At 55.5% G+C, this 12,320-nt stretch carries 14 protein-coding genes and 1 riboswitch; of the genes, 10 read left to right on the top strand and 4 right to left on the bottom strand.

Annotation, left to right across the window (positions count from 1 at the left end; translation table 11 throughout):
- Positions 1–19: 19 nt before the first annotated feature.
- From trpB to CLV87_RS15880, 5 genes are all read left to right on the top strand, one after another.
- Positions 20–1,264, top strand: coding sequence for a tryptophan synthase subunit beta (gene trpB, locus CLV87_RS15900; protein ID WP_099246932.1), 1,245 nt, complete (start codon positions 20–22; stop codon positions 1,262–1,264).
- 232 nt (positions 1,265–1,496) lie between these two features.
- Positions 1,497–2,330 carry a hypothetical protein gene (locus CLV87_RS15895; RefSeq protein ID WP_099246930.1) on the top strand — a complete coding sequence of 278 codons (834 nt, stop codon included), beginning with the start codon at positions 1,497–1,499 and terminating at the stop codon, positions 2,328–2,330.
- Positions 2,331–2,488: 158 nt separating this feature from the next.
- Positions 2,489–2,794 carry a hypothetical protein gene (locus CLV87_RS15890; RefSeq protein ID WP_133840804.1) on the top strand — a complete coding sequence of 102 codons (306 nt, stop codon included), beginning with the start codon at positions 2,489–2,491 and terminating at the stop codon, positions 2,792–2,794.
- A gap of 15 nt (positions 2,795–2,809) precedes the next feature.
- On the top strand, positions 2,810–3,199 hold the full coding sequence (locus CLV87_RS15885) for a hypothetical protein (protein ID WP_099246928.1): 390 nt from the start codon (positions 2,810–2,812) through the stop codon (positions 3,197–3,199).
- Positions 3,200–3,232: 33 nt separating this feature from the next.
- Entirely contained in the window at positions 3,233–3,898 is a 666-nt protein-coding gene (locus CLV87_RS15880) for a helix-turn-helix transcriptional regulator (RefSeq protein WP_235871948.1), read from the top strand.
- Between the two features lie 9 nt (positions 3,899–3,907).
- Here the strand turns inward: CLV87_RS15880 and CLV87_RS15875 are convergent, their stop codons facing one another.
- The 3 genes from CLV87_RS15875 to pth form a co-directional block, all read right to left on the bottom strand.
- Positions 3,908–4,288, bottom strand: a complete 381-nt coding sequence (locus tag CLV87_RS15875) for a DUF2237 family protein (protein WP_099246924.1) — start codon at positions 4,286–4,288, stop codon at positions 3,908–3,910.
- On the bottom strand, positions 4,285–5,448 hold the full coding sequence (locus CLV87_RS15870; RefSeq protein WP_099246922.1) for a serine hydrolase domain-containing protein: 1,164 nt from the start codon (positions 5,446–5,448) through the stop codon (positions 4,285–4,287). Before CLV87_RS15870 ends, CLV87_RS15875 begins: the two co-directional genes overlap by 4 nt.
- 66 nt (positions 5,449–5,514) lie before the next feature.
- A complete protein-coding gene (pth, locus tag CLV87_RS15865; protein ID WP_099246920.1) occupies positions 5,515–6,198 on the bottom strand; it encodes an aminoacyl-tRNA hydrolase in 684 nt (227 codons plus the stop codon).
- Positions 6,199–6,424: 226 nt separating this feature from the next.
- Here pth and CLV87_RS15860 point away from each other — a divergent pair, with 226 nt between their 5' ends.
- The 5 genes from CLV87_RS15860 (at position 6,425) to CLV87_RS15845 (ending at position 11,454) form a co-directional block, all read left to right on the top strand.
- Positions 6,425–8,308, top strand: coding sequence for a PhoX family protein (locus tag CLV87_RS15860; RefSeq protein ID WP_099246918.1), 1,884 nt, complete (start codon positions 6,425–6,427; stop codon positions 8,306–8,308).
- 150 nt (positions 8,309–8,458) lie between these two features.
- Positions 8,459–8,672, top strand: a riboswitch (cobalamin riboswitch).
- A 101-nt stretch (positions 8,673–8,773) separates the two neighbouring features.
- Complete coding sequence (locus CLV87_RS23925; RefSeq protein ID WP_166652767.1) at positions 8,774–8,911, top strand: hypothetical protein; 138 nt, start codon at positions 8,774–8,776, stop codon at positions 8,909–8,911.
- Positions 8,911–9,669, top strand: coding sequence for a metal ABC transporter ATP-binding protein (locus tag CLV87_RS15855; protein WP_166652766.1), 759 nt, complete (start codon positions 8,911–8,913; stop codon positions 9,667–9,669). Before CLV87_RS23925 ends, CLV87_RS15855 begins: the two co-directional genes overlap by 1 nt.
- The gene (locus tag CLV87_RS15850) at positions 9,662–10,564 is read left to right on the top strand and encodes a metal ABC transporter permease (RefSeq protein WP_218012920.1); all 903 of its coding nucleotides are present in this window, start codon (positions 9,662–9,664) and stop codon (positions 10,562–10,564) included. The genes CLV87_RS15855 and CLV87_RS15850 overlap by 8 nt, the downstream gene beginning before the upstream one ends.
- A complete protein-coding gene (locus tag CLV87_RS15845; RefSeq protein WP_099246914.1) occupies positions 10,561–11,454 on the top strand; it encodes a metal ABC transporter solute-binding protein, Zn/Mn family in 894 nt (297 codons plus the stop codon). Before CLV87_RS15850 ends, CLV87_RS15845 begins: the two co-directional genes overlap by 4 nt.
- A 112-nt stretch (positions 11,455–11,566) precedes the next feature.
- Here the strand turns inward: CLV87_RS15845 and CLV87_RS15840 are convergent, their stop codons facing one another.
- Positions 11,567–12,199: a 50S ribosomal protein L25/general stress protein Ctc gene (locus CLV87_RS15840; RefSeq protein ID WP_099246912.1), complete on the bottom strand. Its 633-nt coding sequence runs from the start codon at positions 12,197–12,199 to the stop codon at positions 11,567–11,569.
- Positions 12,200–12,320 lie beyond the last annotated feature (121 nt).

Here is a 12,320-nt window from a genome sequence, read left to right as displayed (position 1 = left end):
ACCCAGATGGAGAAACGTAATGGACGATCTCGTCAACAGCTTCATGACCGGACCGGACGAAAACGGCCGCTTTGGTATTCATGGCGGGCGCTTTGTTTCTGAAACATTGATGCCGCTGATCCTGAGCCTCGAAGAAGAATATGAAAAGGCCAAGACCGATCAAAGCTTCTGGGATGAGATGGATTATCTCTGGAAACACTATGTTGGTCGTCCATCCCCGCTTTATTATGCCGAACGCCTGACCGAACGTCTGGGCGGGGCCAAGATCTATCTCAAGCGGGATGAGCTGAACCATACCGGTGCCCATAAGATCAACAATGTGTTGGGCCAGATCATTCTGGCGCGCCGCATGGGCAAAACCCGCATCATCGCCGAAACCGGGGCAGGGCAGCATGGTGTTGCGACCGCCACGGTCTGCGCCAAGTTCGGATTGAAATGTGTGGTCTATATGGGTGCGCATGACGTGGAACGTCAGGCCCCGAACGTATTCCGTATGAAGTTGCTGGGGGCCGAGGTTGTGCCCGTGACCTCAGGTCGTGGCACACTCAAGGACGCAATGAATGACGCTCTGCGCGATTGGGTGACCAATGTGCGCGACACATTCTATTGCATCGGGACGGTTGCGGGCCCGCACCCATACCCGGCCATGGTGCGCGATTTCCAATCCATCATCGGCAAAGAAGCAAAGGAACAGATGATGGAGGCCGAAGGCCGTCTGCCCGACACCATCATCGCCGCCATTGGTGGCGGGTCCAACGCGATGGGCCTGTTCTATCCCTTCCTCGATGACAAAGAGGTCAAGATCATTGGCGTTGAGGCCGGTGGCAAAGGCGTGAATGACAAGATGGAACATTGCGCCTCGCTAACCGGTGGTCGCCCGGGTGTGCTGCATGGCAACCGAACCTATCTGTTGCAGGATGAAGATGGGCAAATTCTCGAAGGGTTCTCGATCTCGGCGGGCCTCGACTATCCCGGTATCGGTCCGGAACATGCCTGGCTGAACGATATTGGTCGCGCCGAATATGTTGCGATCACCGACAAAGAGGCCTTGGCCGCCTTCCAACTGTCCTGTGAAACCGAGGGCATCATTCCGGCATTGGAACCCTGCCATGCGCTGGGGCATGTGGCCAAGATTGCGCCGGAACTGCCTAAAGATCACGTAATCATCATGAATATGTGTGGGCGCGGCGACAAAGACATCTTTACCGTGGCGCGTCACCTGGGCGTGGATATGAGCGGCCCTGAAGGTCGCGATGCCGGCTAACCGGAGCTTACTTGTTAGAAAACTGTGAATAGCCGCCCCGTGATGGGCGGCTTTTCTTTTGGACGGTAAAGTGGTGTTTGTTTGAGAAAGTAGACAAGATGCAGGTGGTGTCTTGATGCCCTTCTCAAACGTCGAAAATCTCTCGTCTAGGTTCGATGTGTTGACTCTAGTGAAAAACAAGCCGTTCATTACACGAAGCTTTTAGGTGTGAATGTATTAAAGGACTAAGTAGATGAATCTGGCTGGTATGGTTGACACCTCATCGAATGCAGCAACACGAAAATCTATTAATGTGTTTGCATTCATTGCTTTCGCGCTTTGGCTTTGGGGGGGCGAGAATTCTCGCATATCAATTGATTTCATCAAACTGACCGAAAGGGATATTGATCCTGACACAACTGCAAGATCGTTGAGCGTGGGAATAGAAGAACTGCAAATACTGATCTTGATAGTCTTAGTGTTCTTAGCCGTGCGGTTAATTCTGGGATGGTTTAGCGGGGATTTGAAAGAGTTCAATGAGGGCTGGCGCAAGCTTCAATATCAGAGCCGCAGCGAGATCAATAAGAAAATGGAATCCGTTAAGAAAATGCAAGTTTCATTTGATGAACTGGTGTCGCTGTCTGATCTATCCTTGCGCGAAACGTGGGACGAGGCAAACCAACGGCTGTTTAAAAACTTAGATCAAAGTGTACAGGAATTACAAACAAGTGTTGATGAGCTTGAAAGAAAAGTTAGCGACCGAATAAATCGGATTGAAAACCCAGGTGCGGCGGTAAGCCTTCAGGAGGACTTTCGGCGCGCGCAACAGAAGCTTGTAACGTTTTCTGTCTTTGTGGACGATCTCTCAGTTGTTCAGAACAAGATTGAAAGCCACTTCCACACCTTAAATGAGATTCACGGCAGGATGCCCGAGGAAGCGGAGATAACGCGCGTTCTGAAGCGGCAGAAAAGTGATTTTAACTTGGCAATTTTGTCCAAGACTATCATCGTTTACTTCTTCGAGCTAATCCTGCCCTTTTCTATTGTTGCCGTTGCAGTTGCCATGACTTTGGCAAGAGTTTGGTAGCTAAAAGCAGTCATAAACCTGAGTTTATGGGCCTAAACCGGTGATATAGGGGCTTCTTTGTAAACCCCTGTTGGATTTTCAAAGGTGGATTTTCGTGGTCGATCACAGGGGCTGCAACATTGCCGGCCTGCTTGGGTTTGGCCCTGCGATGACCCCACATGATCGCGCCTGTCCCCTATCCTTTGGCGTGGGTCATGACTGTCTCATCGAACTGTCACTTGGTTAACCCGAGCGGGCTGGCAATGGCGCAGCGCTTTGCAAAAACGAAAGCCATGTCACTGATGCAGATAAGAATAGAACAAGATCAGACGATTTTGACTTCAACACCTACGCAGGAAGTGACTATGGTGATTACAACCGTGACCAGCCCGCGCCGCCGGTTGAAGATCATGACCAAAAGCACGACTTGGCCCCGCAAGACCGTTTGCAATGGATCGAAAACGCCGCGCGAGACTGTCGCCTAACCGATTGAGCCCGATATGAAACCTGCCATTCTCATTGCGATCCTCGTCCTTGGGTTGTCTGTGTCAGACGCACATGCGGCCCAACAGGAAGAGCAGATTATCAAGTCGCTCAAAGAACAGGGGTTCACCGAGATTGAGATGACGCGCACATGGCTGGGTCGTGTGCGCATCGTGGCGCGCGGGGCTGTTGGTGTGCGCGAAATTGTCTTTAACCCGGCCAATGGTGTGATCTTGCGTGATTATCAGCAAGCTGCGCCAGCACACAGACCTCCCCCGCCTCCTTTCATTGGCGGGAAGCGGACGCATCCGCCACCTCCGCCGCCTAGACCTGGAATGGGGCCTCCTATTGATCGACCAGACCGCGAAAAGCGCCAAAACCGCACCGTAAAAAAGAGTAAAGTGTGAGACGCACCAAGTTGCTGAACATTGCGCAGGAGATTGATTGTAGCCCTGTACTTGCTGGCGGATGCGCTCGTCAGGGGGGCGGCTGACATGCTGCAATTTCGCTCCTTTGCACCTTTGCGTTTTGGGTCAAGGCGTCTGGGGCAGAACCAAGGGATCAATCAATCCAGGAAAGGGCCGAGCATTCGTAGGTCAAGGGAAAGCCTTGGCATTGCTTTCCTTCTGGCGACGCAGTTTTTCTGTGCGCTTTTCTTCCTGTTTGGTATTCTCACCAGCCTTCTGGGCATTCAGGTCGCGCCGATCTCTTGGGCGGCCTATGAGTTGATCGAGATTGGCGTTGCAGTTGCCCTGGTGATTGGGGTTGTTTTGTCTGCAATGCTGTTGCTGCGATCTTTGCGGGCGCGCAAACAGGCCGAGGACAGCCTAAGAGAATTGTCCGGGGCCTTTATGGACCTCTTGAAACAGCGCTTTGAGGATTGGGCGCTAACCCCGGCAGAACGCGACGTGGCGCTGTTTTCGATCAAGGGGGTGTCTATGGCTGACATTGCGGCCCTGCGTGGAACCTCCGAGGGTACGGTCAAAGCACAGTGCAATGCCATCTATCGCAAAGCAGGAGTATCCGGGCGGGCCCAGCTCTTGTCTTTGTTTATCGAGGATCTGCTGTCTGACGATGTACGCCTGTCGGACATAGAGCGCCCTTAACCAAAAGGTTCAGCTGTCTCTGTCCAATTTATGCGCTTCCAGGACTTTCATCGGAACAATGTCCAATGCATCCTGATGTGTGGCCGCCAAATCGACCTTGGGTGCACAGCCTTCGTCATGGGCCTGAAGGAAGCGGGCCGCGCAAAGGCACCAGTGATCCCCTTCTTTCAACCCGGCAAAGTTGAATTCGGGGCGTGGGGTGGACAGATCATTTCCGACATATTTGGAATAGGCCAAAAATTCGGCGGTCATGACGGCGCAGACTGTATGGCTACCGCTATCTTCGGCGCAGGTGTTGCAATGGCCGTCACGGAAAAAACCAGTCAGTGGCGTGCGTGAACATTCCTCAAGAATGCCGCCCAAAACATTGACCGAAGGCCGCTTTTTCATGACTTTCCCTCCCGCACCAATTGCGCCAGCCGCTGAAACATGTCGATACTGTCATCCGACGCGCCTTCTTCGCGAAAGGCGCGATCCGCTGAATTCACCGCGATCACAATCCCTGCAGCTTTGTTGACATACACATATTGGCCATAAACCCCGCGGGCAAGGAATTCGCCCGGTTCGTTTTGCCACGGGCTCCACCATTGATAGCCATAGCGCAGCCTGCCTTGTTTGGTTTTGGCCGAAGGGGCGGTGCTTTCAGCGACCCAAGCGGCGGGAATGATCTGTTGGCCGTTGAACGCACCATCATTGCGAAACATTTCGCCCATGCGCGCATAGTCGCGTGTCGTCAGGTTGAGACCGCCAAGCACAAAGGCAACCCCATTGCCGTCAGTCAGGTAATGCGGCGTGCCATAGGTGCCCATCGGCGCCATGATAAATTCGCCCAGCAGGTCGGGAACGGATCGACCTGTGGCACCGCGCAACACCATACCCAATACATGGGTGTCGATCGACACATATTTCCATTCCTGCCCGGGATCGGCAAATGTCTCGGTCAGCCCGGCGGCAAAGCCGTCCATCGATCCGCCCAGGGCAAGAATGCGCCCCATCTTGTTGATGTCGCTCCAGAAATCCAGATAGTCCTCGTCAAAGGTCACGCCCGAGGACATTTGCAGCACATTTCGGATAGTGGCGCTGTCATAGGCCCCGCCCTTTAGCTCGGGTGCGTATTTGACCACCGGGTCGTCCAGACTGTCGATCTTTCCCTGATCCAGAATGATGCCAAACAATGCCGACAGATAGGATTTCGCAACCGACCAACTGATGCGCGCATCATCCTTGCCCGTGCCTTTGTAATAGCTCTCGTGAACGATCTGGCCCTGGTTCAGAATGACCACCCCAGTGACAGAGCGCCGCTCGATCCAATCCGTCCAATCTGCGGGAAGGGCCATGTCCGGCCCGGAAGGGAGCGGGCTTAAAACAGGTTTGGCTGCGATCTCTTGATAGAGAAAGAGGTCGGCCATATGGCTGAAATTATGAACGATCTTGTCCTCGGAAAAGAGCGTATTGACCGCGTTCAGGCGCATCAATTCCTCTCGTTTCCATACCGCCAAGGCGATGACGACCATCCCCAAAATGCCCAAAACACGCAGAAATTTCTTCATCTCGGTCCTCCCCGAAACCAAGACTGCGCATCAAACGAGAGGAGGGCAAGCCTGAGAATGCGTTTCCTAACGGAACTTGTCTGCCAGTTTCTGCAGGGCTGACCTGGTATCGGGTTCTTCCTGCGGGGCAGGGGGCTTTTCTTCGGTTTTTTCAGCCTTGGGCTTGGAGGTCGACGAACGCGGCGGGTTGGTTTTCAGTGCGACGGCGTTTTGGAACTTTCCAGTGTCGCCGTCCGCCAAATGCGCGGCACCGTCGCTGATCCCCCACAGCAGGTTGTTCAGCCACTCATCATCCGCCTTGGGAAAATCATGTAGCACATAGGCGGACACAAGATCCTTGCGCCCCGGATGTCCAATCCCTAGGCGAATACGCTGATAGGCCTCGCCAATATGCGCGTGGATCGAACGCAAGCCGTTATGCCCCGCATGCCCACCGCCCATCTTGACGCGACATTTACCCGGGGCCAGGTCTAGCTCGTCATGAAAGACGGTCACGTCACCCGGCTCCATCTTGTAGAACCGCATCGCCTCACCAACCGATTGTCCGGACAGGTTCATAAAGGTCTCGGGCTTGAGCAGCAGCACCTTGTCACCACCCAAACGTCCCTCGGCGATCTGGCCCTGAAACTTGGATTTCCAGGGGCCAAAGCCATGATCCGAGGCGATCTGATCCAGCGCCATAAAGCCGATATTATGGCGGTTTCTGGCGTATTTCCCGCCGGGGTTTCCAAGACCGACAAAGAGCTGCATCTGCGCCTCCTGCTGCGTTTCCTTGGCTATAGCGCATCGCCTGAGTTTAGGTAAGCCCCCGGCGGATTAGCCGAAAATGGCTGACATCAGCGGTGTTACATAACCGTCAGAAAAGCGACACAAATCTTAAACAGTCCAAGCGGTAAATCCGCGCGAACAACACCGTTTTCCGGGTGAGTCACCCTCGGGTGTTGGGCAAGCAATTTAGCCAGCAAGGAGCTGTATCATGTCAGATAAAGATCTGGTCGACCTGTCTTGGGATGATTTCGACGAACATCGTGACCCTCGTCCTGAAAACAACGGTTTTGACGCCGTTGTCGAGCGCGCAATTTCGCGCCGTGGCTTCCTGGGTGGTGCATTGGCATTCGGGTCCGGTGCCGCTGTGTTTGGCACTGGCCTTTTCTCCTCCACCACCGCGGCCCGCGCGGATGGTCATGCGCATTTCGCGTTCAAACCAATCGCAACCGCCACTGACGCTGCTGTTCACGTGCCCGAAGGCTATCAGAGCCAGGTTCTGGTCCGTTGGGGCGATGCGCTGTGGTCCGAAGCTGATGACGCTTACAATGGTGAAACCGGTGTTGGCGTGGACATGTCCGATAAGGTGTTTGGCGAAAACACCGACGGCATGGAATTGTTCGACGTTGACGGCAAAGAAGTCATCGCCGTGAACTCTGAATATGTGAACCCCAAGATCAACCTGCCTGCCGCCTCCGAGGGTGTGCCTCAGACCGCTGACGAAGTTCAGTTGCTGAAGAACTTGCAGGGTGTGACCGTTATGGAAATCGCCCGTGGTGACAACGGCTATGCTGTCGTCAAGGACAGCCCGCTGAACCGCCGCATCACCCACGAAACCGAAATGGTTCTCGAAGGGCCGCTGGCCGGTCACGCGCTGGTTCAGACCAATGCCGACCCATCCGGCACCAAGGTCAAAGGTACCATGAACAACTGTGGTTCCGGCCGCACCCTCTGGGACACTTACCTGACCTGCGAAGAAAACTTTAACGGCTATTTCGGCGCGACGGGCGAAATGCCCGAAGGTGAAGGTTACAAGCGTTACGGTATCGGTGGCGAAGGTCGCTATGCTTACGAGAAATTCGATGAGCGTTACGACATCTCCAAAGAGCCAAACGAACCGCACCGTCACGGTTTCATCACCGAGATCGACCCAACAGACCCAACCTCGACCCCGAAAAAGCGCACTGCTCTGGGTCGTTTCAAGCATGAAAACGCCTCTATGGCCCATGCAAGGGACGGTCGTGTTGTTGTCTATATGGGCGACGATGAGCGTGGCGAATATCTCTACAAATTCGTCTCTGCGGGCACCTGGACCGAGGGCACCTATGGCGGTGACCTGCTGAACGAAGGCACGCTTTATGCGGCCAAGTTCAACGATGATCAGTCCGGTGAATGGCTGGCCCTGACACCTGAAACCACCGGCATGGATGCGGCTGATATTCTCTGCTTCACCCGTATGGCGGCTTCGGCTGTTGGCGCGACCACCATGGACCGCCCGGAATGGGTGGCTACCAACCCGGTCAAGGTCGAAAGCTATTGCGCCCTGACCAACAACAAAAACCGCGGTGTTAAGCCAAACGCCGGTGGCGATGACACCGCCGTCAATGGCCCGAACCCGCGTGAGACCAACCATTACGGTCAGATCGTGCGCTGGACCCCAGCGGATGAGAACCACGCGGCCGAGGCCTTTACCTGGGATCTCTATGTCATGGCCGGTAACCCAACCGTTTATGACAATGAATATGCCGGTTCGGATAACGTGAACGAAGGCAACATGTTCAACTCGCCCGACGGAATGGTGTTTGACAGCACAGGCATGCTGTGGATCCAGACCGATGGTAACTACAAGAACGAAGGTGACTTTGCCGGCATGGGCAACAACCAGATGCTGGTTGGCGACCCGGAAACAGGTGAAATCGCGCGCTTTATGACTGTTCCTTACGGTGCCGAAGTAACCGGCCTGTGCTGGAACCTCGACAAGACCGTGGCCTTTGTTGGCGTTCAGCACCCGGGCGGTCAATGGCCGGATGGTGAAGGCAAGCCTCGCTCCTCTGTTGTTGCCGTATGGCGCGAAGACGGTGCGAAAATCGGCTAAGCCCAACGCGACCAAAACAGACAAGACGGCCCTCGATCATTCGGGGGCCGTTTTCCTTTTTCCCGTATCGAAAGGGCCGGGCCATTTCCCTGATCCACGTTTCTACGGAAACAAGAGATGCAGAAATTTCTTGCGCGGATCAGCGGAATCAGACATTGCTCTGCGCATGGTGGTCAGCTTGGGACAATCCGGCCGACCTTAAAAGGGAACACGGTGAGGTGTAGCCATCAGGCGCCAACTCCGTGACTGCCCCCGCAACTGTAAGCGGCGAGCCTCCCCAAAAGCCACTGGGTTTGAAACCCGGGAAGGTTGGGACAGGCGCTAACCCGTGAGTCAGGAGACCTGCCATGTCATCTGAAACGAATCTGGGCGGGGTGCCCCGGAGGTAGCTGATCATGTTTGATACGGAAACGTCCGGTCTTCATTCTGTCTTTGCCCCGACCCCGTTCTTGCGGAGGTCACATCATGGCATCAGCCAGGTCTGGACACCAAACAGAAACATCTAAGGCGCGCTGCCTGACGGAATTCAGCGTGGTGCTGTTGTCGGTCGGGGCCTTGGCTTTTGCCGGTCTCTTATGGCTGGCCATCCTGTGGGTGCTGTAATGTCGTCGGTTCTGCAAATCCGCGATCTCACCCTGGGGTATCGCGATCTGACGCTGTTTCGCGGGCTCGATATGGATATCGAAGCCGGGTCGACCCTGGCTGTTCTTGGGGCCAACGGCGCGGGCAAAAGCACCTTTGTCAAAATGCTGCTGGGGTTGCTGAACCCGCTTTCGGGCAATTTGCACTGGCCACAGGGCAAGCCACGCGAAATTGGCTATCTGGCGCAAATGACTGAGTTTGACCGCCGTTTTCCCATTCGTGTCCGGGATCTGGCCGCGATGGGGGCATGGCGCGGTTTTGGGTTGCGGTCCGGTTTGAACGCCGAGGCGCGCAAATGCGTCGATAAAGCCCTGGAAGAGGTGGGCGTCTTGGACATCGCAGACCGCCCGCTGCACACGCTGTCAGGCGGGCAGCTCCAACGTGCCTTGTTTGCCCGTGTGATCATGCAGGATGCGCCCTTGATCTTGCTGGATGAGCCCTTTGCCGCCGTTGATCAAAGCACCGAGGCGCATTTGCTGACAATCATCCGCCGTTGGCGCGAAGAAGGCCGCGCGGTTGTGTTGGTCGTGCATGATCTGTCCTCTGTGTTGGACCATTGCAGCCACGCGCTACTGCTTGGTGGGCAAGAGGCGACGTATGGCGCGGTGAACGAGGTTTTGACGCCGGATCGGTTGGTGGCGCAGGGCTATCTCTCTGAAAGCCAGGCCTCATGGATGTTCCGGGACAGTGCTGCGCGGTTGGAGGTTGCCGATGTTTGAACTGCTCAGTGAAATGTGGGATTTCGCCTTTATGCGTCGGGCCTTTGTGGCGACGACTGTGCTATCGGCTTCTGTCGCACCGGTGGGCACTTTTTTGGTCCTGCGCCGCCTGTCCCTTGCGGGTGAGGCGATGGCCCATGCGATCACGCCCGGCATCGTGATCGGCTTTGTCATGGCGGGGCTGTCTGTCTTTTCGCTGTTGATCGGTGGTTTGCTGGCCGGGATTGGTGTTGCTGCTTTGACCGCGCTTTTGGCGCGCAAGACAATTCTGCGCAGCGATGCCAGCCTTGCCTCGCTCTATCTGATCGCCTTGGCACTGGGCATTTTTATCCTCTCGGCTGCGGGCTCGGCCGTTCCGCTCAAAAGCTTCCTTTTTGGTTCGATCCTGGGCATTGATGATGCGTCAATGATGCTGGTGGGCGGTGTCGCGACCTTCACTCTGGTTGCCTTTGCCTTTCTGCTGCGTCCGCTGATCGTCAGCACCTGCGACCCGGTGTTTTTCGAAACCCAAACCCGCTGGCCTTGGTTGGTGGATCAGGGCTTTATGCTGCTTCTAGTGCTCAACCTTTTGGCAGCGTTCAAGACTTTGGGCACCTTAATGGCCGTTGGCCTCATGATCCTGCCCGCCACCGCGGCGCGCTATTGGGCCAGCACGATCACCGGACAGCTGGCGCTCAGCTTTGCCTTTGCGCTGGCCAGTTGCTGGATTGGTTTGACTCTGTCCTACCTGTTCCCAAACACCCCGTCGGGACCGGCCATTGTGTTGGTCGCGGGTGGTTTCTTTTTAATCTCGGCCGTCCTTGGGCCGCTCGGATTTGGCGGACGGCTGCGCAAACCGTCTGTGTCCAAAACTCATCCCGTTGCGCAAATTCAATCTGAAGAGAGAGCACAATGAAGCTTATCAATTCTTTCTATGCCGGTATTGCCTCTGCGGCTTTGGCTCTGGTTGCAGGTCCGGCCTTGGCACATGACGTCAAGATCGTCGCCAGCTTTTCGATCCTGGGTGACATGGTCGAAGAGGTTGTCGGCGACATGGCTGAGGTAACAACCATTGTTGGCCCAGATGCAGACGCCCATGTCTATCAGCCCTCCGTTGCGGATGCCCGTGCAGTCGCTGAGGCAGATGTTGTGTTTGTAAATGGTCTGGGCTTTGAGACCTGGTCCGACACCCTGATCGCAGAATCCGGCACCAAGGCCGTCGTCCATGTTGCAACCGAAGGTGTCACCCCGGTGATGGTTGATGGTACGGCTGATCCACATGCTTGGAATTCGCTGTCCAATGGGGTGATCTATGTCACCAATGTCGCGGCAGCGATGAAAGAAGCGATGCCAGATCATGCGGCTGACATTGACGCCAATGCCCAAGCCTATATCGCCAAGCTCAAAGCCCTGGATGCCGAGACCAAAGCGAAACTGGCAGGTTTGCCGGCAGAGCGTCGCACGGTCGTGACCGCACATGACGCCTTTGGCTATCTGGCGGATGCCTATGGTATGAACTTCCTGGCCCCGGTCGGTATCGACACCGAAGCCGAACCATCGGCCAAGGAATTGGCGGAACTGATCGACCAGATTAAATCCGCAGGTGCAGCGGCGCTGTTCGTGGAAAACATCACCAGCCCGGCCCTGGTCAAGCAAGTGGCCGATGAAACCGGTCTTGAGATCGGTGGCCGTCTGTTCTCGGACGCGCTGTCTGAGCGTGGTGGCCCGGCAACCAGCTACCTGACAATGTTCCAGCACAACCTCGGCACGTTGCTTGAGGCGTTGGACAAAGCACCTGCCAGCTAAAGCCTGTTTCGCAGCCCTGATCAGTCAGGGCTGCATCACTCAACGAGGCAGACCAAACAAAAAGCCCCGCTCGAATTGAGCGGGGCTTTGTATTTCTGCGAAGCGAAAGAGCTTACTCTTCGGCTGCAACTGCTTCTTCTGCGTCGTCGCCTTCTTCGTTTTCGGAAGATTTCAGGCCCGATGGCGCGGAAATATTCGCGATAACAAAGTCACGATCGATGGTTGGCTTGGCACCTTCTGGCAGGGTCACGTCAGAGATGTGAACGATGTCGCCAACATTCATGCCTGCCAGATCAACGGTGATGTGATCAGGGATGTCACCGGCGGTCACTTCCAGCTCAACTTCGGGGCGGACAACAGTCAGAACGCCGCCTTTTTTGATGCCAGGCGCGGTTTCCTCGTTGATGAACTCAACAGGAATGAACAGGGCCACTTTGGATGTGCGGCGCAGGCGCATGAAATCAACATGCGTTGGCAGGTCTTTTACAACGTCGCGCTGAACGTCGCGGCAGATTACGCGCACGTCTTCATGGCCTTCAACCTGCAGGTTCCACAGGGTGGACTTAAAGCGGCCAGCTTTCAGGTTCTTGAGCAGAACGTTGAAAGGAACGTTGATCGGCAGGGGATCAGCGTCGCCACCAAACACGATACCAGGAACTTGACCGTCACGACGTGCCTGACGAGCGGCGCCCTTGCCTGTCCCCGTGCGTGCGGTAGCTACGAGATTAGGAATCTCTTTCGCCATTTTGAATTCTCCAAATATAGGGCAGGGTGCCTCCAAGGCTGTCACCCCGCGTTGAAGCTGTGCGCGTAGACCGGATTGCGGGATTTGGCAAGCTGATTCTGTTGATCCCGTGCAGGATTTG

The sequence above is a fragment of the Pelagimonas phthalicica genome, assembly GCF_004364805.1.
Classification (GTDB): domain Bacteria; phylum Pseudomonadota; class Alphaproteobacteria; order Rhodobacterales; family Rhodobacteraceae; genus Pelagimonas; species Pelagimonas phthalicica.
This window is presented reverse-complemented; position numbering and strand designations above follow the sequence as displayed.